Origin of the sequence: Methanocorpusculum vombati, assembly GCF_026891935.1 — an archaeon.
Classification (GTDB): Archaea; Halobacteriota; Methanomicrobia; order Methanomicrobiales; family Methanocorpusculaceae; genus Methanocorpusculum; species Methanocorpusculum vombati.
This window is the reverse complement of sequence record NZ_JAPTGC010000014.1, coordinates 1-26255: the sequence shown is the minus strand read 5'-3', so window position 1 is coordinate 26255 and position 26255 is coordinate 1. Positions and strand designations below refer to the sequence as shown.

The window sequence follows — 26255 nt, the reverse complement described above, 5'->3', positions numbered from 1 at the left end:
CAACCGCAACCCCCCAGACTCCGGGATTCGGCGCATTCATTGCACTCGCAGGACTTGGTGCAGTAGCACTCCTCGTACTCCGCCGCGATTAAGCGTGAAACAAAAAGAGTGGAGATATAATTCTCAGGAGAGATCCTGAGACACAACAACTCTCTCTTTTCCCAAGAAAAAAATCCCAGGCTCTTTTACCAGTCCGTACAAAACATCATACCCTGCGCGTCTTCCCCTCTGGCCTGCATCCAAAATGTTCATTTTCATACATTAGTGAACATTAATGAAATAAAATGCACATAATTTAAATACACGAAAACCACACCTTGATCTATGTTCCCTAAAGACGGTCGTACGACCCTTACCGTGGATGACATCCCCAAAAAATGGTATAACATCGCAGCAGACATCGGGTCACCGGAGATACTCAACCCCGCAACCATGAAGCCCGTGACTGCCGCTGACCTTGCACCCGTATTCTGCAAAACCTCCGTAGATCAGGAACTCGACACAACCCACCGGTTCATCGACATCCCTGACCCGGTCCGGGAAGCCTACGCACAGTTCGGCAGAGTCACCCCGCTCCAGCGGGCATACCATCTCGAACAGTACCTCAAAACACCCGCGAAGATTTACTTCAAACGCGAAGACGTAAGTCCAACCGGCAGCCACAAACTCAACAGCGCCATCGCTCAGGCCTACTACAACAAAAGAGACGGAACCGAACACCTCACCACCGAAACCGGTGCCGGCCAGTGGGGATCAGCACTTTCCCTCTCCTGCAACTACTTCGACCTCGACGTAATCATCTTCATGGTCAAAGTCAGCTTCGAACAGAAACCCTTCCGCAGATCCATCATGGAAACCTACGGAGGCACCGTGTATCCCTCGCCGAGTCCCGTCACCGAATACGGAAAATCCGTTCTCGCCAAAGACCCCGCCTACGGAGGAACCCTCGGAACCGCCATCACCGAAGCAGTAGAAATGGCCGTCAAAGACCCGACCGGCAAAACCAAGTACAGCCTCGGCAGCGTCGCAAACCATGTCTGCATGCACCAGACCGTTATCGGCCAGGAACTCATCGCCCAGATGGACGAACTCGACATCATCCCGGACCACATGGTCGGCTGCATCGGCGGCGGCAGCAACTTCGCAGGATTCGCCTTCCCCATGATCGAAAGGAAACTCAGAGGAAAAGTGGATACCAGCTTCCTCGCCGTCGAACCGACCGAAGTCCCCTCGCTCACCAAAGGAGAGTACCGCTACGACTTCGGCGACTCCGGCTGCATCACCCCCATGTTCAAAATGTACACGCTCGGTCATGACTTCACCCCGAACGCCGTCCACGCAGGCGGACTCCGCTACCATGGCATGAACCCCCTCGTCTCCGAACTCTACCACAACAAAACCATCAACGCCGTATCCTACAACGAAACTCAGATCTTCCAGGCAGCCGTTACCTTCGCCAGAACCGAAGGCATCATCCCGGCGCCCGAATCATCCCACGCAATCCGCGGGGCAATTGAACTGGCACTGGACGCAAAGAAAATGAACGAAGAGAAAACAATCGTCTTCAACCTCTCCGGTCACGGACTTCTCGACATGGTCGGCTATGCCAATTTCCTCAAAACCTGTAATCATCCCATGATCGAAGTGTGAGGAACAGGAGCAGACCGGGCGTTTACCACAAACGCCCGTGTTCGTTCCGCATCCCGAACCCCGTTCTTTTTTACCCCCGTATGCACATCCACCGCATACGGCCTGACACGGCGGATAGCTTCCGTCACATTCTCCGGAGTCAGCCCACCGGCAAGAATTACCGGCACCAAACACTCCTCCACAATCTTTGCACTGATGTTCCAGTCATGCGGAATGCCCGTACCGCCAATCCGATCAACCGTCCGCGTATCCAAAAGAATTGCATCCGCCGCGCCGGCGAAGTCCTTCGCCGTCGCAACCGCGGATGCATCCATCACATGCACCGCCTTTACGATTCGGAGATACGGCAGCGCCTCACGAACCTCTGCAATATCCTCCGGCGTCACCATATCCTGAATCTGCAGCGTCGTGCAGTGTGACGCATCCACAATTCGGATAAGATCAGTCGGTTTCGTCAGATGCGTCACCGCAACCGGCTCGACAAACGGCGGCAGGGCCGCAGCCATCGCCGCCGCTGCTTCCGGCGTCACCGCATCCTGCGTCACATGCGTAATCCCCATCAGAAACCCTACCGCATCAGCACCCGCCGTAACAGCACAGGCAAGATCCGCAAACGTCGCCGTGCCGCAGATCTTCACCCGCATGCCGCAACCTCAATATCGTACACCGCATGCCAGCTCGTCGGCGAGTACGAACGAAGCACCCGCTCAGTAATCTTCGCACCCGGAAACACGCGGAGAATATCCGCGTTGTGCTCGCCTTCCCTCTCAACCAGCGAATACAGATGCACAATCGTCCCCGACTTTGCCAGAGGCGCTGCCGCCGGCAGAAACTCTGCCGCATCCATCGGGAGATTCATAATAATGCGATCAAACTTCATCGGCGATACGATCTCGGCAAGATTGCGGGCATTGCCGAGCATCGGAATAACATTCGTCAGATGATTCAGCCGGATATTTTCCTGCATCAACAGCACCGCACCGGGATTGAGATCGTTTGCGATCACCAGTTCGGCGGCGCTGCCGAGCATCACCGGAAACGGACCGACACCTGCAAACATGTCAAGAATTTTTTCGCCGGGCTGCATCTGTGACAAAATTCTCTGCCGTTCATTCGCAAGCCGTGCGGAAAAATATGCGGCGGTCAGATCAATTTTCATGCGGCGTCCATACTCATGATAGATCGTCTCGGTTGTCGGTCTGCCCGCAAGAACCTTGAACGTTTTTGTGCGGAACTCTCCTTCCACCGGCGATGTCGCGAAAAGGGCCGTGTGTGCCGAAGGACGGGCGGCAAGAATTTTTTCCGCTCCTGCACAATCGTCATCCTGCAGGACGACGATACCGCCGATCTGTTCGTGACGCGGGAGTTCTTCAATCACATGATTCTCCGCAAACTCCGCACGTTCATCACCATCATGGGGGGAGAGAACCGGTATCAGAAGAAATCCATTCTCCGCACGGGGACGCAGTGTCCGGTCAAGAATATTTTCCGCAATTGCACACCGTCGTGCCACCTCGCCCTCCTGTACCGGCACGCGGAGACACCACTGCTCTTTCATGCACGCCGCCCCTTTGCATCCTGCACAATCGCAGAAAGATTCTGTGCCGCCGCAGTCACATCCGGGGCACTGACCACCGCGGAGATGACCGCAACACCATCGAGGCCTGCATCGATCAGTTCTGCGGCATTGTCTGCATTAATGCCGCCAATACCGATTACCGGGCACGTGACCGCGGCACGAATCTCTCTGATTGCCGCAACCCCATGCCCTGCCCCCGCGTCTGTTTTCGACGGGGTTGAAAACACCGGACTCACGGCGACGTAATCTGCACCTGCGGACTCCGCAGCCACGGCCTCATCGGCATTTCCTACGGAAATACCGATGAGAAAGTCCTGCGGTGCAAGTCTGCGGGCAGCTTCAATTGGCAGATCATCCTGACCAAGATGCACCCCGTCCGCTCCTGCGGCAAGGGCAATGTCGAGACGGTCATTGACAAAGAAACGTGCACGGTCCCGGCAGATCTCCCGTATCTCGCAGGCGATCGCATACAGTTCCCGCGAGGATTTGTCTTTATCCCGCAGCTGAATCACATTCGCTCCGCCCGCAACAGCACGGCGGGCAATCTCTGCATGGGTGAGACCGCGGGATAATTTTTCGTCGGTAACTACGTAGAGATCGTACATCGGTTTAATACTCGGTAACTTTGGCATGACCGGCAACCTGTTCGGGTGTGAGTGCAGCAACTGCATCCAGAAATGCCGGTTTGAACGAACCGGGGCCTGCGGCGACCTTTGCCGCCGCTTCACCGGCGATGCCGAGCGAGACCATGGCGGCAATACAGCCGTCCATCGTATCCGGGGCAACCGCGGCGAACGCTCCGGTAACCGCGGATGCCATGCAACCGGTACCGGATAGTCGGCCCATTAAGGGAACACCGTTGCGAACACCTGCAACACGGGACCCGTTGCTGATCAGATCCTCTTCCCCGCTCATGATGACAACACATCCAAGCCTGGCTGCGAGATCCCGGACAATCGTTTTTCGATCGCCCGCAACCCCGCCGGAGTCAACCCCGCGGACGGTCGCGGTGGTTCCTGCCAGCGTTCCGATCTCTCCGGCGTTTCCTTTGATGACAGTGATCGGGAGTTCTTCGATCAGCTGCTGTGCGGTCTTTGTCCGGTACGGGGTAGCGCCTGCCCCTACGGGGTCAAGGATGATCGGAATGTTCCGGTCAGCAGCAACGCTGCCCGCAACGAGCATTCCCTCGATCTGTTTGGAGTCAAGGGTACCGATGTTGAGCACGAGGGCGCTTGCGATCTTCGTCATATCGATGACATCTTCGGGAGCGTGTGACATGACTGGGGATGCCCCGATACAGAGTGTGATGTTGGCACAGTCATTGACGGTGACGTAATTCGTGATCTGGTGGATGAGCGGCGATGCCGTTCTGACGGATTCAAGAATTTTTGCGTATTTCTGCATGGAACACCTTTTTGGTATTATTAGGTCTGCGGTCAGAAAAATGTTTTAGTGTGCGTGCTGAATGGTATATACTATGGATGAGCAGCTTGCAAAAATCCGTTCAGGCGATCTGAAACTGTACGCTCTGGAAAAGCTGATGCCCGCAGATGATGCGGTGGCTTTGCGCCGGAACTATATCGAGGAGGAGACTTCCTCCGATCTTGCGGCGGTAGGTGCCTATACGATTCCGATCGATCGCGTGGTTACCCGAAATATTGAGAATATGATCGGCTGCGTGCAGATTCCGGTGGGTGTTGCAGGCCCCGTCATCGTAAACGGCGAGTATGCGAAAGGTTCGTTCTGGCTTCCGCTGGCAACAACGGAGGGGGCGCTTATTGCGTCGATTAACCGGGGCTGCGGTGCTATCCGGAAGGCAGGGGGTGCGGAGGTGCGGATTCTCCGTGACGGGATGACGCGGGCTCCGGTGTTTGCGGCGACCTCTGTTGCGCATGCAACAGAGGTCGCCCGCTGGGCTGAGGATAATCTGCTGCTGCTGAAGGTTGCGGCTGAGGAGACGACGCGTCACGGGGAACTGATTGGTCTCACGACGTATGTGGTGGGAACGAATGTGTTTGTGCGGTTTGAGTTTGATACGAAGGATGCGATGGGAATGAATATGGCGACGATTGCGTCTGAGGCTGCGGCAAAGCTGATCGAGGCGGAGACGGGGGCACGGATGGTGTCAACGTCCGGAAATATGTGCTGCGATAAGAAGCCGTCGGCGATTAATGTGATTGAGGGACGGGGGAAGTCGGTTGTTGCGGGTGTGTTTTTGTCGGATGAGTTGGTTGCGTCACAGTTTAAGACTGATGCACGGACGCTTGTAGAGGTGAATACGCGGAAGAATCTGGTGGGCTCGGCACGTGCGGTGTCACTTGGGTTTAATGCGCATGCGGCGAATGTGATTGCGGCGATGTTTTTGGCCTGCGGTCAGGATCCGGCCCATGTTGTGGAGGGGAGCAATGCGATTACGACGGTGGATGCGGTCCCCGGCGGTGTGTATGTGTCGGTGTCTCTGCCGTCGCTTCAGGTGGGTACGGTCGGCGGCGGGACGGGTATTGCGACGCAGCATGCATGTTTGTCAATGCTTGGTGTTGCGGGCGGCGGAGAGAATCCGGGAGATCATGCAAAGGCATTTGCGGAGATTATGGCAACTGCGGTTCTGGCGGGGGAGTTGTCACTTCTGGGCGCACTTGGTGCGCAGCATCTTGCGAAGGCCCATCAGGAACTGGGACGCGGCGGGGCGGCGGGTTCAGGTTCGGGGCTGTAATTTTTCTTCTCTTTTTTGGGGTGTTTTTGTTTGGTAGGATTCAAGGTTTGTTTGTGGGGAAGGATTCAATTTCATATGGTTTGATTTGTTGTACTTTATCTGCGTGTTTTTGGGTGTTTTTGTTATCCTGTTGGGTGGTCTTCGTTGATCAGTGAAGTGTGTTTGGTGTAAAATTCGCGAGGATTCGGCGTATTTTTGGATCGAATTTGGTAGGATGTTTAATGGGGATTTTTTGGAGTTGCATTTTTTGGAATTTTTGGATAGTGCTTTTGCAGTTTTTCGAGATTTTCTCGTATAATTATTTTTCATGATTGAATCCTCATTTAGGAGGAATTACATTTGAAAAACATGAAAATAATGGCAGTTCTCGCCGTATTGCTCATTTCAGCGCTGTTTATGGGCGCTGTGTCTGCAGCAGACAACGTGACGGTTACACCAAATGTAACTAGCGTTGAGATTGGAGGAACTGTTAACTTTACAGTGACAAATGCTTCTCTCACTGCATCTACTACCTTCCAGCTGATTAACGTCACTGGTACTACTCCTGCAGTGGAGACGACTACTCCAATGACTATTGTTCTTGGAGGAGGAGGTGCCAATGTAGCCTACCTGGAGTGGACTCCAGCCACCCTCGGAACATTTAAGTTCAACATCAACACGACGACGCCGACTGGGTCTGCTCTCAATCTGACAGTGCCTGTCGAGATTGAGGTTACAACTCCTGGAAATTCCAGGGCTGTTACCAGTGGAAATGATGCCTTTGTTTTTGAGCACATCTATGTGGCAGGTGCGACTAAGTTAACAAAATACTCTGACGGAACTAGCCCGAGTGTTGTCAACCAGATCTCTGGAGATAACGGTGTGTTCTACCTTACAGAAGCTGTTGTTAACGGTCAGTATGGAACCTATTATTCAGGTGCATATGGTGCAGGAACAATTGTCAACATCTGGTATCCGGAAATCTCCATTGAGGCAGAACTTGCCGCAAGCAAAGGTGATTCCATTGACGGCAAGACCATCAACAAGGACACCTATGTTAACTTCCTGATCAACGCACCGAAAGTCGGTCCGGCATTCGCCACACTTACCCCGACAGCAACTGCAAAGATTGTCTTCACAACCCCGGCAAATGGTAAGACCACTGACTTCGGTTATGCATCTGGTGCAGTTCCTCAGACAAGCTTTAACCCGGTACCACTTACCAGTGCTCAGACCACTGCAAATCCAAACCCGGTTATGGCAGGCAATGACGCAACCGCAGGAACTTGGACTGCTCAGGCAGAATACACCTCCCCAGATGCATTCTCCGATTACGCAAAGAAATCCAACACGATTTCCTTCACCCTCCAGAGCAGCACCCTGACCATCACGGCAGCAAAGGACTCTGTTGTCCGCAGCAACCCGTTCACGGTCACTATCAGTGGTGAAAGCCTGCACCAGTATGCAGTCTATCTGGAAACTCCGTCAAACAATGAGGTCAACCCGACACTTCAGGGAGGACAGGTTGGATTCCAGAGCACTTATCCTGAACAATCTGTTCCTGCAGCAGGATACACACTCGGATACTATAATGTAGCCGGAGTTCAGGTCTCTGCACCTGGTGAAATCTTCTACGATGGTTATTACCCGGCAATCGGAGGAGTCTTCAAGACTGATGCATCCGGTAAGAGAACGATTCAGTTCAACACCGACAAGACCACCGAAGACAAGACCTACACCGTAAAGGTATCTGATCTGATTCAGGATACATCTGGTGATATGATCTTCGATGCCAGCAATTACGACAAAGTCAAAGTCAAAGTCGAGAAGGGAGCAGTAACCATTGCCGCATCCGGTGACGGTTCCTACTACATCGGTGACGAAATTAAACTCACTGGTACCAACACCGACAGCACTGACGTGTTCCTGTTCATCACCGGACAGAACCTTGCCGAAAACGGTATTCTGGTAAAAGCACTTCCGGACAAAGTTGCCGCAAAAGAGAACGGTCAGCCGGTTGCAGTGAAGACTGACAACACCTGGGAGTACAAGTGGGACACCTCCAAGATCGCACTTGACACTGGTGCATACACTATCTATGCAACCAGCAGACTCACTAACGGCAAATCATCTGAACCTGCACTCATTAGCGGTTCCGCTGGACCTGCCTATGGTACCTTGATGACCGTTGGCGGAACATCCGGATACTATGCAGTTAAACTCTCCGACTCCGAGTATGCAACTGTTTCCGTTAACCTGAAACAGCCGTTCCTTTCCGCAGTCCCGTCCGGAACCATTGTTGCCAAAGGCGACAAGATCTACATCCGTGGAACCGCAGAAGGAAACCCGAGTGCACTCAACATCTTCATCTTCGGCCCGAACTTCTTCGAGCCTTACAGTGTAAGTGTGGAAGACGATGGATCTTATGAGAAGAAGATCGAGATTCCGTCCACCATGTCCTCGAACCAGTACTTCGTCGTCGTTCAGCACCCGATGTACAACGATGTCTTCGATGCAAAACTTGTAGCAGTTGACAATGCCGGTGTCGTTCAGAATGGTATCAACTGGCCGAATGACAACTATCAGTGGGCATTCAAGACAGTTAGCACCACCACAGGTGGAGATGCACAGTCCTTCATTGTTTGGGGCAGTGCAAACAAACTCCAAGGATCTCAGGCAGCAGATGCACTCACCAAGATGATTGACTCTGCCAATATTGATGATATCTACACGAAGCTGACCTTTACCGTCGCTGAGCCGTGGATTAAGATCACCAACCCGGGAGACAAGGCACTTGGATCCAAGTTCACAATCTCCGGTACCACCAACCTTGCAGTTGACGATCAGGTTCTCGTTGAAGTGATGTCCTCATCCTTCTCCGCAGTTGAGAAGACCTCCACCTCCACCACCTCCGGTGTCTCACAGGCAACGAAGGTTGTTGCAGGCGAGGGAGCTGACAACGCCTGGTCTGTTGAAGTCGACACGACCAACTGGAAGCTTGACGAGTACACTATCAAAGTGAACGGTATCGAAGTCGATGTAACCACCACGACCAACTTCAACATCGTTGAGAAAGTCGTGACCACGACTCCGACCACCGCTGAGCCGACCGGTACAACCCCGACTGCAACCACTGCAAAGCCGACCGAGACCCCGAAGACTCCGGGATTCGGCGCATTCATTGCACTTGCAGGACTTGGCGCAGTCGCACTCCTCGTACTCCGCAGAAACTAACTGCGTGAAACACCACACGATTTGTAACCCGGAAACGGTAAACAAACCTACATTTTTATCATTCTTGCTTTTATCCCAGCAGAATTCATTACAACACAGGTCTCCGGCACAAAACCGGAACCTCATGTCAGAACAAGCAGAAAATTCCCGAAACACCACCCACCTCAACCAACAACTAAACCCAAGTACAACAAATGGTGATTTCGGAAATGGGTGAAAACAACAATGACACCAGCCACAAACAACATTAGAGAAGTTAAAACAGGAACCGACCTCGAAACAAAAACCCCGATCCGCATCATCGGATCAACAACCCCCATCAGTGACTTCCTGCAGCTCTACGACAACAAAAAAACCCGGGAAAACTACCGGCTTGCAATCGGAGCCTATCTCAGATGTCTCTACGCAGGCACCTTCAAACGCCCGCACGAAATTGACCCGCATGCAGTCACCTACCTCAAAGAACTCGCAGAAGGCAGAAACTATCACCGGGACCTCAGAATCGCAGGAAACACCTTCTCCAAAAACTACGCTCCCATGACCGCAAACCTCTACCTCAAAGCAACCTGCGTCTGGCTTGAAGACAACGGATTCTCCCTCAGCAGACGGGAACGCTCACGAATCTTCATCAACCTCCCGCCCGCGCGGGCCTCCACCCAAGAAATAGAACTCAAACGCAGAGTCTTTCAGGAAATGTACCTCGAAATGCCCGAACACATCGGCGCACTCCTCCTCACCATGGTAGGATCCGGCATGCGGCTCGGCGAAGCCACCAAACTTCTCAAAACCGACCTCGACGACAGTCAGTCCCGCACCGCCGTAAACATCCGTGCCGAAATCACCAAAACAAAAACAGCACGCGTCACCTACCTCACACAGGAAGCATCCGAAGCACTCCGCGACTACTTCGCCGTCCGCAAAGACAACGACCCGCGGGTCTTCCCCTTCTCAGCCCTCACCGCCCAGTATCACTTCCGCAAAACCGCCGACTTCCTCGGCTACGGAAACCCCGACCCCGCGACCAACACCCGCCAGCTTCACTGGCACATGACCCGCAAATGGTTCATCTCACGATTCAGCCTTGCCGCAAACAAAGACATCGCCGAACTCCTCGCCGGTCACGAAGGATACCTCTCCGCATCCTACCAGCGCTACACCAAAAAACAGATCCTCAAACAATTCAAAAAAGCCGAACATGAAATCAGCATCCTCCGATAACCTCAAAACCGGATCACATCCAGCGTAAACAACATCACCGGCACCATAATCGCCCCCATACAAAAAATCCGGGGCACACCCAGCAGACCGGGAACCATCCCCACCAGCGTAGCGGTTACAAGAATCAACAGACCAAACGGCCCGCAGAATACAAACGACACCGCAATCAGAAACACAAGCACCACCCTCGCAAGCACCCGCTGATTCACCCGCATCAAAACCGGCACAGACCGTGACGCAGCAATTGTCAGACCATACCCGCACAGCGCAGCAGCAGCCGCAACCAACACCACAAAAGACAACGGCGGCAGCTCCAGCGACCCCAAAGCAACCATCGCACCGCTCCGCATCCTCCCCACCGCATACAGCGCCGCAATCCCCAGAACCGCATTCGCCGTGTTCGCCGCACTCGTCGCAACCAGATACCCGCGTGCATCCGTCTTCTCAAAATCTCCGTCCCGCCGGATCGCAAGCAGCGCATTCGCCGTTCCACTCGAAAATCCCGGCAGCCATCCCACAATCGCCCCTGCAACAGCACCCCGCACCCCGCTCCAAACCATCTCACGACTGCCAATCAGCAGCCCAGAAAACCGCTGCGGAGGAAACTCCGCAGACGACTGCATCGACAACAACAAAACCGGCACCCCGAATAACCCCGTCAGCAACGGCAGCAGCACCTCCCCGGTCCCGAACATCCCGAACGAAAAATATCCATACCCCAACGAAAACACACCCAGAACACCCGACACCCCAAACACCGCAAGCGCCCATCCGGGCGACCGTGAAAACACCACCAAAAGACCTGCCGCAACCAAAATCACCAGCCCGATACCCCAATCAATATACCCCTGCATCGGCGGAAGAACCAGCATAAACACCACAAACAACGGAAGACACAACACAAACCCCGCAACACTCCCCAGAGCCGACATCCGGACTGCCTCCTCCCCGTGACCTGCAAGACACAACCGGTGAGCAGGAAGCACCGACAGAACCGTATCCGGATCCGGCACCCCCAGAAACGTCGACGGAACCGCATCAAGAAACGTATGCGTAACCATCGTCGCAACAATCGCCGCAACAAGACCCTCCGGCCCGAACAACAACAGCAGCGGCCCGGAACACCCCGCTAAAAACCCTGCAACCGTATTGGAATGCACCCCCGGAACCAGTCCTGAAATCGTTCCGAGAACAACCCCGACAACACACCCCGCAACCGCACCAAGCATACCACAATATCGACGGGACAGAATATTAACTCTGGCCGTCCAATACTCATTCATGTTACTTGCGATCACCCGTCTCGCCGAAAAAGGTACGGCAGACGCGGCTCTCTGCAAACAATACGGACACGAATGCCGTGTCGTCTCCCCCCTCCGTGCCGAAATCCGCAGCAGTACCATTCAGACATTTGTCCTCGCCGCAGCAGATCACGAATTCGATGCAATATTTTTCACCAGCGCCCTTCCCGCACAAAAAATTGCTCCGCTCCTCCCTCCTCACCTCACCAAAACCACGCGGGTGATCGCTATCGGCCCGCAGACCGCAAAAGTACTGCATCAGGCAGGTATCGCCGCAGAAACACTCCCTACCTTTTACTCACGGGACTTCGTCCCGTACCTCGGCGACTGGATCGAAGGAAAACGCATCGGCATTCCGCGTGCTGACGTCCCGAATCCGGATCTTATTAACGCAATCGAAGATGCAGGCGGTATGGCATTTGAGTACCGGTGCTATGGTCTCGAACCAACCAGCGAACCGCTGAACCTTGACGATGTTGATGCAATCCTCTTCACCAGCGCCAACTCCTACAAAATGGCGCTTCTTCCCTCACTCGACACCGGATCCCTTCTCCCTATGGCCATTGGCGAGGTCACTGCAGACGCAATGCGTGCCGGCGGTCTTGAACCAAAAGTCATCGGCGACGGATCACTGGAAGGAACACTCAAAGCATTGAACGCCTACCTGCGGAGTACCGAATGAGTTACACAGGTGTCCTGCTGGTGGACAAGCCCCGAGGCCCGAGCAGTCACCAGGTTGCCGCCTGGGTTGGTGAGATGCTGAAAAGCAGTGTGGGCCACTCGGGAACCCTCGACCCGATGGTTTCTGGGGTACTGGTGGTCATGCTCGGTAAAGCGGTACGTCTCGCACCGCTTCTCCTCCTGCACGAGAAGGAGTATGTCGCGTGTCTCCGTCTCCATGCGGATGTTCCCCGCGAACAGGTTGAAGAAGCGGTGAAGCAGTTCACCGGCCGGGTTTATCAGCGCCCGCCCCGCCGTTCGGCGGTGAAGCGGGCGCTGCGCATCCGGGTAATTCACCGGATTGAACTTCTGGATATGCAGGATCGGCTGGTTCTGATCCGTGTCCGTTGCGAAGCGGGGACGTATATCCGATCGCTGTGCGTGCATATCGGCCGGGTTCTCGGCTGCGGTTCACAGATGATTGAACTGCGGCGTACCCGTTCCGGCGGGTTTTCGGTGGAGGATACGCACACGCTGCACGAGATCCGTGATGCAGTTGAACGGGGAGACAGGGATGCGATCCAATCGATGCTGCTCCCTCCCGAGGAGGCAATCATGGATATTCCGAAGATTGTGGTGCGGCCCGGAGCGGCGGACGCGGTTTCCCATGGTGCAATCCTTGCTGGTGTTGGTGTTCTGCGCTGTGATCCGTTTGTGCGGGGACAGAGTGTTGCGGTCGTTAGTGAAGAGGGAATACTCATCGCGCTTGGGGAGGCGCTGCGTGACTCGGCAAAGTTTGTCTGCGGAGAGCCCGGTTTTGTGGCAAGATCCACCCGGGTTTTTGTTTCTCCTTCCGATGCAAACAAGTAATATTAATAAAGGCAGAGAACTCACGTAGTATGCTAGTTTGCTGAGGTAGTCTAGCGGTAGGGCGCGGGCCTGGAAAGCCCGTGAGGCGAAAGTCTCTCGGGAGTTCAAATCTCCCCCTCAGCGTTTTTGTTTTGTGTGTGTTCGTGGTTTTGGTAGGATTCAATTTTGATTTGATGCATTTGTAGTATTTTCGTCGCTTGTTTGTTTTGATTTTGCTATTTGAGGGATGCGAGTTCGTTGATCGCTGAAATGTTTGGGGATCCAAATTCGGGTGATTTTTGGGTATTTTTCAGGGACTTGGTAGGATGTTTAGTCCGCAGCGACATGTTCACAGTCACCATCAGCGGCAAATCACTGCTCCAACCACCACCTGTTGTACCTGCAACGACTCCCCCGATTCAGACTCCGGGATTCGGCGCATTCATTGCACACGCAGGACTTGGCGCAGTAGCACTCCCCGTACTCCGCAGAAACTAACTGCGTGAAAACAAAAAGAGATGAGGTGTAAATCATCTCTGGAGAAATTCTGGGACAAACAACTCTCTTTTCCAAAAAAAATGTCCCGGCTCTTTTCAAAAAAAAATCCAAAAAAAGAATCGTGAGGTAAAATCCCACAAAAAATTATGCAACACGCCGGACCGGCGGCACGCGATCCAGCAGCATCCCTTCCACCACAACAGGCATACTCACCCGCGCCTCCTCAATCGCACGCTGCAGCCTCCATCCGCGCTCCGCATAGATCGTCAGAATCGGCTCACCTTTCTTTACTGCCTCTCCCGGTTTCTTATGCAGGTGCAGACCGGCACCATGATCCGCCGGGGATCCCGCCGTCCGGGCGATATTGATCAGATCCCGGTTCTTCACCGAAACAACATACCCGTCATTGGGAGCAGGCACATCAAACACATTGGATCCGAATGCAAGATCCGCAGACGTGATCTTCGGATCACCTCCCTGCACCTCAATAATATCTTTCATTTTTGCCAGTGCTTTTCCGTTTCGGATCAAATCCATTGCAGCCTCTGCCCCGAATCCGTATGCCGTTTTGCCAGTCATCTCCAGCGCCATCCCGGCAAGTGCCACACTCTTCTGCATCAGGGAGTTGGGACCCGCATCGCCTTCAAGGATTCTGAGGGCTTCTGCAACCTCTAGATTCACCCCGATATTTCTGCCGACCGGTGCACCGCCATAGGTGATCGCACACTCAACACGAATGCCAAGCCTCCGGCCGAGTTCGATCAGTTCTCCCGCAAGTACTCTTCCCTCCGCTTCATCCGGAATCTTTGTTCCGGGACCAACCGGAATGTCAATGACACAGGTGTCAGATCCCACCGCCATCTTTTTTGCCATGATACTTGCAAGCATCTGGCCGCGTGCATCGATCTTCAGCGGGTATTCATACGTGATGATCATGTCATCGGCGGGGGCGATGTTGGTCGCTCCTCCCCAGACGATTACGCCGCCGGCTTTCAGGGTCATCTGCTGAATTTCCTGTACTGTGAATGTGACAGGGGCAAGTGCTTCCATCAGATCGGCGGTTCCGCCTGCACCGGTAATGGCACGGGAGCTGGTTTTCGGGATGAGAAGACCGGATGCTGCGATGACCGGTACGACGAGGAGAGTAATTTTGTTTCCCGGCACTCCGCCGATGGAGTGTTTATCTACAATCGGCCGGGTGTTGAAGGTCAGCCGGTCACCGGATGCTACCATTTCGCGGGTGAGGGATTCTACTTCATCCATGTCAAGGCCGTTGATGTAGGCTGCGGTGATGTAGGCGGTGATCTCGGAGGGAGAGAGGACTTCTTTGGTCATGTCTTCCACGATCTGGGCGGTTTCTTCACGGGTTAACCGGCCGCCGTCCATTTTTTTGCGGATGAATTCGATGGATGCGGGGCGGGATGATGCGCGAATTTCTACATGGTCGCCATCCATGATCTGAAGACGTTTGTTGACGCCGGAGCTGATGGTTACGTGTCCCGGGGAGATCAGGGTCTCGGTTATTACGACGGGGGCACGGACCGATGTTCCTTTGGGGGTATTAAATATGGTGACCCGGTCTCCTTCCCGGACCCCAATCTGCCGGGCGTCGTCTGCGTGGAGCAGGACGAGTACGGTGGCAATGTCAATGAGGGAGCTGCTGAGTATCATTAGATGTCATTTAGGCAGGGGAATGTGATAAGGGTTTGCTCCTCGTCCTGCTTTTTCCTGCGGTGTTTCACCGCGCAGCGGTGAAACATTGCAGGAAAAAGCAGGACGAGGAGATACGTCTGTACGGGTTTGTACAATTGTGTTGATATGCCACTCCCTCAGGATTGGCTTTGGAAAAGAGCCTGGGATTTTTTTTCTGAAAAGAGAGAGTTGTTTGTCTCAGGATTTTTCCTGAGATGATGTACATCTCACTCTTTTTGTTTCACGCAGTTAGTTTCTGCGGAGTACGAGGAGTGCTACTGCACCAAGTCCTGCGAGTGCAATGAATGCGCCGAATCCCGGAGTCTGGGTCGGAGTAGTCGTTGCGGGTGCAGTGGTGGTGGTCGGAGTTGCTCCGGTTGCAGTTGCGGTCGGAGTCGGGGTCACGACTTTCTCAACGAGGTTAAAGTTGGTCGTGGTGGTTACATCAACTTCGATACCTGCTGCCTTGATGGTGTACTCGTCAAGCTTCCAGTTGGTTGTGTCAACGGTGACGGACCAAGTGTTGTCGGTTCCTTCGCCTGCAACAACCTTCGTGGTCTGAGAGACACCGGAAGTTACATCAGTAGAGGTCTTGTCAGTTGCCGTGAAGGATGAGGACATTACTTCAACAAGGATCTGGTCATCAACTGCAAGGTTGGTTGTACCGGAGATGGTAAAGGAAGATCCAGCTGCCTGATCTCCTGGGTTGTTGACTCTGATCATAGGCTCTGCCACAGTGAACGTCAGCTTGGTGTAGATATCATCAATGTTGGATGAATCGATCATCTTGGTGAGTGCATCTGCAGCGTTAGAACCCTGAAGCTTGTTGTTACCGGTCACATAGAAGGAGGACTGTGCTCCCTGAATCCCTCCGGTAGAGTTGGTTGCATCGATGTAGAAGAACTGGTTATTCGCATCCGCGGTGTTCAGTTTTGCATCGAAGACACCGTTGTACATCGGGTGCTGAACGACGACGAAGTACTGATTGGAGGACCAGTCGGATCCGATATCGAGTTTCTTTTCATACGAACCGTCATCTTCAACGGTAATCGTTTCAGAGACGAACTTGTTCGGACCAAAGATGTAGAGCATCAGTGAGTTCGGGTCGCCCTCTGCAGTTCCGCGGAGATAAATCTTGTCGCCTTTTGCAACAACAGTTCCTGACGGAATTGCGGACAGGAATGGCTGCTTGAGGTTGACGGAGACGGTTGCATACTCGGAGTCGGAGAGTTTCACTGCGACATAGTTGTAACTTGAGTCGACACCGTAGGAGCCATCGTTAACTGTACCTCTTGCATTGGTTGTTCCAACCGGGTAGGAGGATTTTCCATTGGTCAGAACGCTGGTTGCATACACTGTGTAAGCACCGGTATCAAGTGCAATCTTGGAAGTATCCCACTTGTATTCCCACGTATCGTCGGTCTTGACAGAGATGGGGTTGGATGCGGTGTATGCATCATTCTGAGTCGGAAGGTCTTTCAGGACGATACCGTTCTCTTTGAGGTTGGAACCGGTGATGAACAGATAAACAAGGTCACTGTCGGTGTTGGTTCCGGTGAGTTTAATCTCATCACCGATGTAGTAGGAACCGTCGCCGGATGCGGCAATGGTTACTGATCCTTTCTCGACTTTGACTTTGACACTGTCGTAGTCAGCACCGGAGTTAAGCTCTACATATTTCTGTCCTGGAACAGGTGCCATATCAGAGTACTTCTCACCAACCGCATAGACTTTGACGGTGTAGGTCTTGTCTTCGGTATTGTCTGCAGTGTTGTACTGGACAGTACGTTTTCCAGATGCATCAGTCTCGAAGTAACCCCATGTTTTTTGGAGGTTTGTTTTGGAATTATCAACAAGCGGGTTCACTGATTTGTTGGTAGCGGCTGCCGGAATAACTTCGTTGGAGTTGGTGCCACTGTAGTTCAGCTTCATTCCGGACTGTCCGGGCTGGAGCGTCGGGTTAACGTCGGATGCGGATGCACCGTCAAGGTAGACGAAGTACATCATCTGACTGTCGCCCTGAATCGTTACGGTGAACGGGTTGCTGCGGACAACAGAATCCTTTGCGGCGGTCAGCGTCAGAGTTGTGCTCTGGACGGTGAAAGATACCGTGTTGGATTTCTTTGCGTAGTCGTTGAACGGAGCGGTCAGGTATTCTGCTTGTGCAGTCCAGGTCCCGGCTTCTGCGGCGTCACCAATGGTCATACCGCCTTTGATGGTCTGAGTACCATCAAGCGGGATGTTTGCAAGAGTGTTTGCAGTATTGCTTCCGAAGGTGGTGGTCTTACCGCCAGCTGGGGTGGTGAAGACGATCTTTGCAGATGCAGACATTGCAGGTGCGACTTTCGGTGAGTTGATCAGGAAGGAGACCTGAGTGTTCTTGTTGATGGTTTTGCCATCAATGGAGTCACCAGAGGTTGCACCGGTTGCGGTGTTGGTTGTCAGTTCTGCTTGCAGACTGATTTCCGGGTACCAGATGTAGATGAATGTATCTACTGCGGTGCTACCACCAGGCTGACCTGCATAATAATATGCACCATACTGGTTGTTTACTGCTGCTTCAGTAAGGTAGAAGACACCATTGCTACCAGAGATCTGGTTTACTGCGGTCGGATTGCTACCCTCGGAGTACTTGGTCAGTTTGTTTGCCGTTGGGGCTCCGTCAATAGCGATGTGCTCATAAACGAATGCGTCTGCCTTCGCCTGAACAGTTCTATCTGCGGACGACTGATCAACGACGGTAAATGTCGCAGTTCCATTGTATTTTACACCAAGGTTTGGTGCAGTCATGTTGCTAACATAGAACGTGTACGTACCTGCTACCGGGAGTGGAACAGTGATATTTGCTGCTGCGTAGTTCTTTCCAGAAACAAGTGTGAACTTACCTGCTGGAGTTATAGTTGCGCCACCATCGGTAGTATAATTCAGTGCATACTCATCTGCTGCACCTGCATTTCCAGTTAATGTAAGGTTGACCTCTACGGGTACTCCTACAAATCCGGTGGTTTGATTAAATGTTAAGGTCGAATTCGAATCTCCTGCTTCAGGTGCTACTGCGGATACGGATCCAATAAAGAGCGCTGCTGCGAGGAAAAGGACGAATACGGCCATAATCTTCGTGTTTTTCAAGTGTAATTCCTCCTAAATGAGGATTCAATCGCCCACGCAAAAATTTCAGAAAAATCGCCCACGCAAAAATTTTAGAGAAAAATCTCCTGAAAACAGCACTTCAAAAAATCCCCATTAAACTTCCTACCAGACCCGATCCAAAAATACGCTGAATCCTCGCGAATTTCACACCAGAAACACTTCACCGATCAACGAAACCACAGATGTAAACCCATACAAACAAAACAAAAACAACAAATAAAGTACCACAAACAACAACCCAGCAAATTGAATCCTACTGCCTACAAAAACATTGAATCCTACCAAACAAAAAACTGCAAAAAAAAGATCAGGAACGGACCTCACGGCCCATTGCAAACGCCTGCTCATTCAGCGCAACCGTCTTCTGCGGAACATTCCGCCGCACTGCCTCTGCAAGAGACGAAACCGACAACGGAAGCTGATGCGACGCAACACCAAGCAGCACAATATTTGCCGCAAGAGGACTGCCTGCCTTTGCCGCAATCTCCGTTGCATCCACCAAAATCACCGTTGCCTTACCGGACCTCAGCTCGGATACAACATCATCCATCTGCGGCACCGGAAGCTTCGCCGAAAACACCGACGTCGGCACAACCATCTCACGGTTCACCACCATCACCCCATCCTCCTTCAGGAAATGCCGGTACCGAAGAGCTTCAAGCACATCAAACGCAATCAGAAGATCCGCAGAACCCGGAGCAATCAGCGAACCAAACTTCCCATCAATACGGATGTGTGTCTCCACCGACCCGCCGCGCTGTGACATCCCGTGCGTTTCCGCACCGCGGACATGCCGCCCCTCAATCACACAGGCATCACCCAAAACATTCGAAGCAAGAATCGTGCCCTGACCACCGATACCCACAATCAGCACATCATAACTCTTCTTCATTGCTTCGCACCTCCGCGGTGAATCGCACCCGCAGGACAGATATCCGCACACACGCCGCATCCCGTACAGAGTGCAGTAGTCACCGACGTACCATCCTCACAGATCTCCAGAGCCGGACAACCGTACCGGATACACGCCCCGCACTTCACACAACGATCCGCATCCACCACATATCGGCTTCGCTTCACGCCGTTCCGTTTGTTCATAATCACGCACGGCTGCTTCGCAATGATAACCTTCACGCCCGGTTTCTCCTTTGCCGCCTTCAGTGTCTCCAGAAGATCCGTTAAATCATACGGATCCACCGATTCCACAAACGAAACACCGCAGGCACGTGCAAGCTCCTCCAGAGAAATCTTCGGAGAAGGAACACCGGTTGCCGTCACACCCGTGTTCGGGTTCGGCTGGTGTCCCGTCATCGCCGTAATGCGGTTGTCCAGAATGATAATCGTCTGGTTCGCATTATTGTACACCGCATTGATCAGACCGTTCACTCCGGTATGCAGGAACGTTGAGTCACCGATTGTCGAGACCACTGGCGTCTCCGGACAGGCATGGGAAATACCCGACCCGACCGTGATCGACGCCCCCATACAGATGGTCGTGTCAACCGCGCCCATCTGCAGTCCAAGCGTGTAACAGCCGATATCACTCGGGAACACACCGTCGCGGAACACCTTCTTCATCGCATAAAACACCGACCGGTGCAGACATCCCGGACAGAGGATCGGCGGTCTCACTGCAACGACTTCCTGCGCCGGTTCGGTAGGGAAGGGATTCTCTGTAAGGAATCCTGCCTTCATCAGGGCCTTTGCAACAAGAGCCGAGGAGAACTCACCTTCGTGCGGCAGGTATCCGTCGAGTTTTCCGTGAACTGTGGTCGTGGTTGCGGTCTGACGAGCCGCTTCCTCGATCACCGGCATAAGTTCCTCAACGATCAGGACTTCCGTGTGTTTTGCCACGACATCCGCAAGCCAGTTCTGATCGATCGGATACGCACCGATTCGGATCAGGGAGATGTCCTCCGGCAGAATCTCTTCCACATAGGAAACGGAAATTCCTCCGGCGATCACCGCCCGCGTTCCCCGGATCTCTGCGGAGTTGTATCCTGCCTCAACCAGATACTTCGCAACCTCCGGCTGCTTCTTTGTCAGGATTGCATGAAGCGGGCGGGTGTGGGCAGGGATGACCACATACTGTTTCGGGTCGCGGACAAACTCGCCTTTCCTCGGCGAGGGTGACTCCTCGCCGAGTGCCACATCACTCTTCGAGTGACAAATGCGGGTTGTCGGCCGGAAGAGTACCGGAAGGGAAAACTTCTCTGATAGATCCCAGGCGGCAGTTATCATATCATGGGCCTGCTGGACATCTTTTGGGTCAAGACAGGGAATCTGGGCAAACTTTGCATACATCCGCGAGTCCTGTTCGTTCTGGGAGCTGTGGGCAAAGGGATCGTCTGCGGAAAGAATGACAAATCCGCCTTTCACTCCGGTATAGGAGGAGGTCATCAGCGGGTCTGCGGCGACGTTGAGGCCGACATGTTTCATTGTTACGATTGCGCGCAGTCCGCACCAGCATGCGCCGATCGCATTTTCAAATGCAACTTTTTCGTTGACAGACCATTCAAGATAGTACCAGGGGTCTTTGACGCGGCGAAGTGTGTCAACAACTTCGGATGACGGGGTTCCCGGGTATCCGGATACAAAGTCTATTCCGGCTTCCAGACAGCCGTGAGCGATTGCATCATTTCCCAGGAGATATTGTTTTTTTCTCTCTTCTGCCATTCTGTATCCAGCCACAATGTGTTCTTCCATAACGTTAGGCAGGATAAAGAGTTAAGCCTGTTCCCCCAGGCAATTCACAATTTATTTATATGGACAGAGCATATGTATTAGGGTAACACCCAAACGGGGCCCGTAGCATAGCTAGGTGGTGCGCCCGGCTGATAACCGGGAGGTCATGAGTTCGAATCTCATCGGGCCCACTGTTTTTCTTTGATTTTTTGAGATTAGAAAAAGTTAGGTATTGGTCTTTTTCTGGATGTATCCGAGCGCGAGATCGAGGGCTGCGAGTACTTCTTCTTCTGCAAGGTAATAGTCCCGCATTGCGGAGTAGAGCATGTAGATGATGTCATAGCCGTAGAATTCGAGAGCGTCTTCCGGGGTAAGCGGGGATGCGTAGGTGTCGACGACGAATCCGTCGTTGGAGAACATGAGTTCGTATAATGCACCTTTTTCGGAGAGGACACAAAACTGCTGGGTGACTTTTTTCTTGGGGTCGTCGGGCCGGTACTCTATGGGGGAGTCGGTTTTTCCGAGGATGATCATTTTTTCGTCGTAGTATTTCTGGTCGTAGAGTTCGCCTTTGGTGTCCTGTTTTGCTTTGAGGAGGAATGCTGATCCGATCTCTTGTGCGATTGGGGCGACGGCATCAATCATCCGCGAGAGTAGTGCGGTGTTCCGGTTGCAGAGTTCGCGTGATGCGTTATCCTGTTTTTGTTTGGTTTCGCTGATGAGTGTCTGGAGGCGGTTAAATCCCTGTTCGACGATTTCGTCCATATCATAATATGGTCGGGTCCGATAGTTTAACTATCGGTTCGGTATTATATGTACTGGATAGTACGGGGGCCGTGGGTTGTGGATTATTTTATTGCCTTAAACCAGATTTTAATTCTGTTTCTTCTTATCGGGGTGGGATTTTTCTGTAGGCGTGTGGGGATTTTGCATGAGACGTCGGTTACGTCGCTTTCGAAGTTTTTGCTGCATATCTGTATTCCGGCAATGATCATTTATTCGATGCAGATTCCGGTTACGTCGGAGTTGTTGCAGAATAGTGAGCTGCTGATTGTGGCGGCGTTTGGGTATTATGCGGTTTCGCTGGTTGTTGCGTGGTTTGCGCCGATTCTTTTGCGTGCGAGGCATGAGGAGTACGGGGTGTTCCGGTTTATGCTGGTGTTTTCGAATTCGATGTTTATGGGATTCCCGGTGTTGTCGATGATTTTCGGGCCGGAGGCGATTTTTTATGCGGCGATTTTTAATATTCCGTTTACGATTCTGGCGTATTCGCTGGGTATCTGGTTGTTGACGGTTCATGGGGGCGGGGAGGGGCGCCCGGTTTTTCAGCCGAAGTTGTTGGTGAATGCGGCGTTTTTTTTGACGTTTGTTGGTCTTGCGCTGTTTCTGACGTCAACGACGATTCCGGATCCGATTAACGGGTCTTTGGAGCTGCTGGCTAGTGTGACGACGCCGTTGTCGTTGGTGGTGACGGGAGGGTTCCTTGCGCAGCTGGATATGTCGAGGATTTTTGGGAATGTGCGGCAGTATTTTGTTGCGGGTATCCGGTTGCTGGTTCTGCCGGCTCTGGTGTATGTGATCTTTTCGCCGTTCATTGCAGATCCGCTGATTCTTGGGGTGGTGGTGGTGACGGCTGGTATGCCGGCGGCGACGAATACAGTGATGCTTGCGTCAGAGCATCGGGTGCATCCGGATATTGCGGCGCAGGGTGTGTTTATTACGACGCTGATGAGTGTGGTTACGCTGCCGTTTCTTGCGATGTTTTTGTCGTGAGGGGGTGCTGCCGTCAGAGATGGTAAACTATACAAATAATACTTGGTGATCTATGGTGTGAGATGGGAAGCAGGTTACCAGCATGCATGCGGTTGGTTGATCAGATCGTTTTTTGTTGCGGACGTTCACGTGTTCGTTGGGTTACGTGAGGGTGTGGTTGGAAAAGAGCCTGGGATTTTTTTTGAAAAGAGAGAGTTGTTATGTCTCAGGATTTTTCCTGAGCATTCTATCTCATCTCTTTTTGTTTCACGCAGTTAGTTTCTGCGGAGTACGAGAAGTGCTACTGCACCAAGTCCTGCGAGTGCAATGAATGCGCCGAATCCCGGAGTCTGGGGGGTTGCGGTTGTAGTTGCGGTTGCAGTAGTGGTCGGAGCAGTGGTTCCGGTCGCAGTCGGAGTTGGGGTGTCCGGAAGCTTCTCAACGAGGTTGAAGTTGGTCGTGGTGGTTACATCGACTTCGATACCGTTCACTTTGATCGTGTACTCGTCAAGCTTCCAGTTGGTGGTGTCGACATCGACGGACCAGGTGTTGTCAGTATCTCCTTTCACAACCTTGGTGGTCTGAGAGACACCGGAGGTGGTGGAGGTGGAGGTCTTGTCAACAGCGGTGAAAGACGAGGACATTACTTCAACAAGGATCTGGTCGTCAACTGCAAGGTTGGTGGTACCAGAGATGGTGAACTTGGATCCAACTGCCTTGTCTCCCGGGCTGGTGATTCTGATCCACGGTGCTGCTACGGTGAACGTGAGCTTCGTGTAGATATCATCGATGTTTGCATCATCAATCATCTTGGTCAGAGCATCTGCTGCCTGGGAGCCCTGGAGTTTGTTTGGTCCCCACACAACGAAGGAACCCTGCTGGGAACCGCCGGTGGTGGTGTTCACGATCTTGAAGTACTGATAGTCACCATTCTGCTCTTTCACCAGCTGGGCATCGAAGACACCATTGTACATCGGGTGCTGAACGACGACAAAGTACTGGTTGGAGGACATTGAGCTGCTGATATCGATCTTCTTCTCGTAGGTTCCATCATCTTCAACGGTGATGGAGTAGTCCTCAAAGAAGTTCGGACCGAAGATGTAGAGCATCAGGTTGTTTGGTTTGCCTTCTGCGGTTCCGCGGACATAGAGTTTGTCGCCCTGTGCAATGACGGTTCCGGACGGAACTGCGGACAGGAACGGCTGCTTCAGATTCACGGAAACAGTTGCATACTCGGAGTCGGAAAGTTTGACTGCATAACCTTCTTCATCACCATATCTGGAGGTGGTCAGGATCTTGTCAGAGGCCTTTCCGTTGGTGAGTCTGCTGGTTGCATAGATAGTGTATGCGCCAGTGTCAAGTGCAATCTGTGAGGTATCCCACTTGTACTCCCAGGTGTTGTCAGTCTTGACAGCGACTGGATTAGATGCTTTGTATGCGGCAGTCTTGGTCGGCAGATCCTTCAGGACGATACCATTTTCAAGGAGGTTTTGTCCGGTGAGGAACAGGAAGACATTGGTACTGTCGGTGTTGGTACCGGTGAGTTTAATCTCGTCACCGATGTAGTAGGAACCGTCACCGGATGCGGAGATGGTTACTGCTCCCTTCTCAACTTTGACTTTGACTTTGTCGTAGTCAGAGGTATCAAGGACTGCGGAGGTGCCATCCATACTTACGATACCATTAACTTTGATGGTATAGGTCTTGTCTTCGGTGTCTGCTGCGGTGTTGTACTGGATGGTACGCTTACCACTTGCATCTGTCTTGAAGAATCCTCCACCAATTACTGCGGTGTTAACATTGTTCGTGTTGTCGGTCAGGAAGTATCCTTGGAAACCGGTCTGTCCTGTCTGGAGAGTCGGGTTGACATCGGTGTTGATTGCATTCTCAAGGTAGACTGCATAGACAACCTGTGCTTTTCCGCTGATGGTGACCGTGAACGGGTTACTGCGGACTACAGAGTCCTTTGCTGCCGTGATGGTCAGGGTGCTGCTCTGAAGCGTGAAGGAAAGCGTGTTGGATTTCTTTGCATAGTCAGAGAAGTAACTTGGGCTGACATATTCAGCCTGTGCGGTGTAGGTACCTGCGGTTGCATCATCACCTGCTGCGGTCCAACCAGCGTTGGTCTGGGATGCTGTCAGGAGTTTGTTGTTGTAGTCTACGGTACCGAACTGAGTAGTCTTACCGGAAACAGGGGTGGTGAACACAATCTTTGCGGTTGCACCGGTACCTGCAGTTGCATTGTAGTATGCCGGACCGACTTTCGGTGCGTTGATCAGGAATGTGACAACTGTATCTTTGTTGACGTTTTTGCCGTCAATGGAGTCACCAGCAGTTGCACCGGTTTCCTGGTTCGTTGTCAATTCTGCCTGAAGGGAGAGCTCCGGATACCAGATGTTGATGTACGGTGCATCTTCATTCCATGCTGCAGAAAGATAGTAGGTACCATAGTTGTTTCCGACGACTTCCTCAGTCAGGTAGAAAACACCGGTTGCATCAGAGGAGATCTGGTTGACAACTGCAGGAGTTTGTCCGTCGGTGAACTTTGTCAGTTTACCTGCAGTCTGAGTTCCGTTCACAATGATGTGCTCGTAAACAAAGGCATCGGTCCCTGCTGCAACATCTCTGTCATAGGGTCCGGGAGTTGGTCCTGAACCAATGTTGACGTTGAGGTAGTAGGTAACCGTGCTTGCTGGAATAGTATAGTCTAAGACAACACCAGATGCCTGACCGACAATAGTACCTGAGGCACCATCTACAGATGCGGTAATGTTACCATCGGTAAATTGTGTTCCTGCTGGGATAAACGTATTGTCAGGGAAACGTAAGTTTGCCGGAGTGTTTGCACTGATGTATCTCTCATACACATTTGTTGATTCAACCCGGTTGAAATTTTCCGTTACTGCAGAAGCATTGCTGGTATAGTTCAGCCGGTATATGACCTCAACGAATGGTTCAGTCTTCGTGTATTCGCCATTGTCTGCTGCTGCAAGAGTAAAGTTACCAGCTACAGGACTAAGACTGCCAAAGGCAGTGAAATTCGTTGTACCTGCTGGCAGATAATGACCCGGGACGGTGGCATTATCATATGCTAAGGTATAGTTGCCCGCAGAGGTGATTTCCGTAGGATTCAATGGGTCATTGGAGACAGTTAAATCCGTTGCAGCAGATGCTGCTCCAATAAAGAGCACTGCGGTCAGGAAAATCGCCAGAGCGGCCATAATCTTCGTGTTTTTCAAGTGTAATTCCTCCTAAATGAGGATTCAATCACCCTCACGAAAATTTCCAGAAAATC

General features: G+C 52.5%; 20 protein-coding genes and 2 tRNA genes. 11 read left to right on the top strand and 11 right to left on the bottom strand.

Annotated elements, in window-relative coordinates; translation table 11 throughout:
- Both O0S09_RS10055 and O0S09_RS08675 read left to right on the top strand, forming a co-directional pair.
- The coding region (locus O0S09_RS10055) for a PGF-CTERM sorting domain-containing protein (protein ID WP_425438243.1) at positions 1 to 92 on the top strand (92 nt) is incomplete at its 5' end.
- Positions 93 to 324: 232 nt separating this feature from the next.
- Positions 325 to 1650: a TrpB-like pyridoxal phosphate-dependent enzyme gene (locus tag O0S09_RS08675; protein ID WP_268923576.1), complete on the top strand. Its 1326-nt coding sequence runs from the start codon at positions 325 to 327 to the stop codon at positions 1648 to 1650.
- Here the strand turns inward: O0S09_RS08675 and O0S09_RS08670 are convergent.
- Genes O0S09_RS08670 through thiM form a run of 4 tightly spaced genes read right to left on the bottom strand, consistent with a single transcriptional unit; the run spans position 1629 to position 4633 of the window.
- The gene (locus O0S09_RS08670) at positions 1629 to 2294 is read right to left on the bottom strand and encodes a phosphoribosylanthranilate isomerase (RefSeq protein ID WP_268923575.1); all 666 of its coding nucleotides are present in this window, start codon (positions 2292 to 2294) and stop codon (positions 1629 to 1631) included. The two genes, O0S09_RS08675 and O0S09_RS08670, sit on opposite strands and share 22 nt — an antisense overlap.
- Positions 2285 to 3208, bottom strand: coding sequence for a class I SAM-dependent methyltransferase (locus O0S09_RS08665; protein ID WP_268923574.1), 924 nt, complete (start codon positions 3206 to 3208; stop codon positions 2285 to 2287). Before O0S09_RS08665 ends, O0S09_RS08670 begins: the two co-directional genes overlap by 10 nt.
- Positions 3205 to 3861: a thiamine phosphate synthase gene (thiE, locus tag O0S09_RS08660; RefSeq protein ID WP_268923573.1), complete on the bottom strand. Its 657-nt coding sequence runs from the start codon at positions 3859 to 3861 to the stop codon at positions 3205 to 3207. Before thiE ends, O0S09_RS08665 begins: the two co-directional genes overlap by 4 nt.
- Positions 3839 to 4633 (bottom strand): hydroxyethylthiazole kinase, encoded by a 795-nt coding sequence (gene thiM / locus O0S09_RS08655; RefSeq protein WP_268923572.1) that lies wholly within the window; start codon positions 4631 to 4633, stop codon positions 3839 to 3841. Before thiM ends, thiE begins: the two co-directional genes overlap by 23 nt.
- Positions 4634 to 4706: 73 nt before the next feature.
- Here thiM and hmgA point away from each other — a divergent pair, with 73 nt between their 5' ends.
- The 3 genes from hmgA to O0S09_RS08640 all read left to right on the top strand — a co-directional run bounded on the left by hmgA (position 4707) and on the right by O0S09_RS08640 (position 10373).
- Positions 4707 to 5942: a hydroxymethylglutaryl-CoA reductase (NADPH) gene (gene hmgA / locus O0S09_RS08650; RefSeq protein WP_268923571.1), complete on the top strand. Its 1236-nt coding sequence runs from the start codon at positions 4707 to 4709 to the stop codon at positions 5940 to 5942.
- A gap of 348 nt (positions 5943 to 6290) precedes the next feature.
- Positions 6291 to 9155 carry an MEMAR_RS02690 family S-layer glycoprotein gene (locus tag O0S09_RS08645; RefSeq protein WP_268923570.1) on the top strand — a complete coding sequence of 955 codons (2865 nt, stop codon included), beginning with the start codon at positions 6291 to 6293 and terminating at the stop codon, positions 9153 to 9155.
- Between the two features lie 225 nt (positions 9156 to 9380).
- Positions 9381 to 10373, top strand: a complete 993-nt coding sequence (locus O0S09_RS08640) for a tyrosine-type recombinase/integrase (protein ID WP_268923569.1) — start codon at positions 9381 to 9383, stop codon at positions 10371 to 10373.
- A gap of 2 nt (positions 10374 to 10375) precedes the next feature.
- Here the strand turns inward: O0S09_RS08640 and O0S09_RS08635 are convergent, their stop codons facing one another.
- A complete protein-coding gene (locus O0S09_RS08635) occupies positions 10376 to 11656 on the bottom strand; it encodes a tripartite tricarboxylate transporter permease (RefSeq protein WP_268923568.1) in 1281 nt (426 codons plus the stop codon).
- Between O0S09_RS08635 and O0S09_RS08630 the strand changes: the two genes are divergently transcribed.
- The 4 genes from O0S09_RS08630 (at position 11655) to O0S09_RS08615 (ending at position 13681) form a co-directional block, all read left to right on the top strand.
- Positions 11655 to 12356, top strand: a complete 702-nt coding sequence (locus O0S09_RS08630; RefSeq protein WP_268923567.1) for a uroporphyrinogen-III synthase — start codon at positions 11655 to 11657, stop codon at positions 12354 to 12356. The genes O0S09_RS08635 and O0S09_RS08630 overlap by 2 nt on opposite strands.
- Entirely contained in the window at positions 12353 to 13204 is an 852-nt protein-coding gene (locus tag O0S09_RS08625) for an RNA-guided pseudouridylation complex pseudouridine synthase subunit Cbf5 (protein ID WP_268923566.1), read from the top strand. Before O0S09_RS08630 ends, O0S09_RS08625 begins: the two co-directional genes overlap by 4 nt.
- A 39-nt stretch (positions 13205 to 13243) precedes the next feature.
- Positions 13244 to 13327, top strand: a tRNA-Ser gene (locus O0S09_RS08620).
- Positions 13328 to 13528: 201 nt separating this feature from the next.
- Positions 13529 to 13681 (top strand): PGF-CTERM sorting domain-containing protein, encoded by a 153-nt coding sequence (locus O0S09_RS08615; RefSeq protein WP_268923565.1) that lies wholly within the window; start codon positions 13529 to 13531, stop codon positions 13679 to 13681.
- Positions 13682 to 13825: 144 nt separating this feature from the next.
- Here O0S09_RS08615 and O0S09_RS08610 read toward each other — a convergent pair whose 3' ends face one another.
- The 4 genes from O0S09_RS08610 to iorA all read right to left on the bottom strand — a co-directional run bounded on the left by O0S09_RS08610 (position 13826) and on the right by iorA (position 21199).
- Positions 13826 to 15352 (bottom strand): AMP phosphorylase, encoded by a 1527-nt coding sequence (locus O0S09_RS08610; protein WP_268923564.1) that lies wholly within the window; start codon positions 15350 to 15352, stop codon positions 13826 to 13828.
- A 270-nt stretch (positions 15353 to 15622) separates the two neighbouring features.
- Positions 15623 to 18502, bottom strand: coding sequence for an MEMAR_RS02690 family S-layer glycoprotein (locus O0S09_RS08605; protein ID WP_268923563.1), 2880 nt, complete (start codon positions 18500 to 18502; stop codon positions 15623 to 15625).
- Between the two features lie 328 nt (positions 18503 to 18830).
- Complete coding sequence (locus O0S09_RS08600; RefSeq protein WP_268923562.1) at positions 18831 to 19415, bottom strand: indolepyruvate oxidoreductase subunit beta; 585 nt, start codon at positions 19413 to 19415, stop codon at positions 18831 to 18833.
- The gene (gene iorA / locus O0S09_RS08595) at positions 19412 to 21199 is read right to left on the bottom strand and encodes an indolepyruvate ferredoxin oxidoreductase subunit alpha (RefSeq protein WP_268923561.1); all 1788 of its coding nucleotides are present in this window, start codon (positions 21197 to 21199) and stop codon (positions 19412 to 19414) included. The genes O0S09_RS08600 and iorA overlap by 4 nt, the downstream gene beginning before the upstream one ends.
- Before the next feature lie 126 nt (positions 21200 to 21325).
- Between iorA and O0S09_RS08590 the strand changes: the two genes are divergently transcribed.
- Positions 21326 to 21399 (top strand) — tRNA-Ile (locus O0S09_RS08590).
- Between the two features lie 34 nt (positions 21400 to 21433).
- On the opposite strand, the gene O0S09_RS08585 is transcribed toward O0S09_RS08590, so the two are convergent.
- A complete protein-coding gene (locus O0S09_RS08585; RefSeq protein WP_268923560.1) occupies positions 21434 to 21973 on the bottom strand; it encodes a hypothetical protein in 540 nt (179 codons plus the stop codon).
- Positions 21974 to 22021: 48 nt separating this feature from the next.
- Here O0S09_RS08585 and O0S09_RS08580 point away from each other — a divergent pair, with 48 nt between their 5' ends.
- Entirely contained in the window at positions 22022 to 22981 is a 960-nt protein-coding gene (locus O0S09_RS08580; protein ID WP_268923559.1) for an AEC family transporter, read from the top strand.
- Positions 22982 to 23235: 254 nt separating this feature from the next.
- On the opposite strand, the gene O0S09_RS08575 is transcribed toward O0S09_RS08580, so the two are convergent.
- Entirely contained in the window at positions 23236 to 26199 is a 2964-nt protein-coding gene (locus tag O0S09_RS08575; protein WP_268923558.1) for an MEMAR_RS02690 family S-layer glycoprotein, read from the bottom strand.
- Between the last annotated feature and the right edge of the window lie 56 nt (positions 26200 to 26255).

Coding starts and splice junctions, on each gene's coding strand:
- O0S09_RS08585 (WP_268923560.1), bottom strand. CDS start 21,973: ATGGACGAAATCGTCGAACAGGGATTTAACCGCCTCCAGACACTCATC.
- O0S09_RS08615 (WP_268923565.1), top strand. CDS start 13,529: ATGTTCACAGTCACCATCAGCGGCAAATCACTGCTCCAACCACCACCT.
- O0S09_RS08665 (WP_268923574.1), bottom strand. CDS start 3,208: ATGAAAGAGCAGTGGTGTCTCCGCGTGCCGGTACAGGAGGGCGAGGTG.
- O0S09_RS08635 (WP_268923568.1), bottom strand. CDS start 11,656: ATGAATGAGTATTGGACGGCCAGAGTTAATATTCTGTCCCGTCGATAT.
- O0S09_RS08580 (WP_268923559.1), top strand. CDS start 22,022: ATGTACTGGATAGTACGGGGGCCGTGGGTTGTGGATTATTTTATTGCC.
- O0S09_RS08675 (WP_268923576.1), top strand. CDS start 325: ATGTTCCCTAAAGACGGTCGTACGACCCTTACCGTGGATGACATCCCC.
- O0S09_RS08600 (WP_268923562.1), bottom strand. CDS start 19,415: ATGAAGAAGAGTTATGATGTGCTGATTGTGGGTATCGGTGGTCAGGGC.
- thiM (WP_268923572.1), bottom strand. CDS start 4,633: ATGCAGAAATACGCAAAAATTCTTGAATCCGTCAGAACGGCATCGCCG.
- O0S09_RS08640 (WP_268923569.1), top strand. CDS start 9,381: ATGACACCAGCCACAAACAACATTAGAGAAGTTAAAACAGGAACCGAC.
- O0S09_RS08610 (WP_268923564.1), bottom strand. CDS start 15,352: ATGATACTCAGCAGCTCCCTCATTGACATTGCCACCGTACTCGTCCTG.
- O0S09_RS08670 (WP_268923575.1), bottom strand. CDS start 2,294: ATGCGGGTGAAGATCTGCGGCACGGCGACGTTTGCGGATCTTGCCTGT.
- O0S09_RS08625 (WP_268923566.1), top strand. CDS start 12,353: ATGAGTTACACAGGTGTCCTGCTGGTGGACAAGCCCCGAGGCCCGAGC.
- hmgA (WP_268923571.1), top strand. CDS start 4,707: ATGGATGAGCAGCTTGCAAAAATCCGTTCAGGCGATCTGAAACTGTAC.
- O0S09_RS08645 (WP_268923570.1), top strand. CDS start 6,291: ATGAAAATAATGGCAGTTCTCGCCGTATTGCTCATTTCAGCGCTGTTT.
- O0S09_RS08630 (WP_268923567.1), top strand. CDS start 11,655: ATGTTACTTGCGATCACCCGTCTCGCCGAAAAAGGTACGGCAGACGCG.
- iorA (WP_268923561.1), bottom strand. CDS start 21,199: ATGGCAGAAGAGAGAAAAAAACAATATCTCCTGGGAAATGATGCAATC.
- thiE (WP_268923573.1), bottom strand. CDS start 3,861: ATGCCAAAGTTACCGAGTATTAAACCGATGTACGATCTCTACGTAGTT.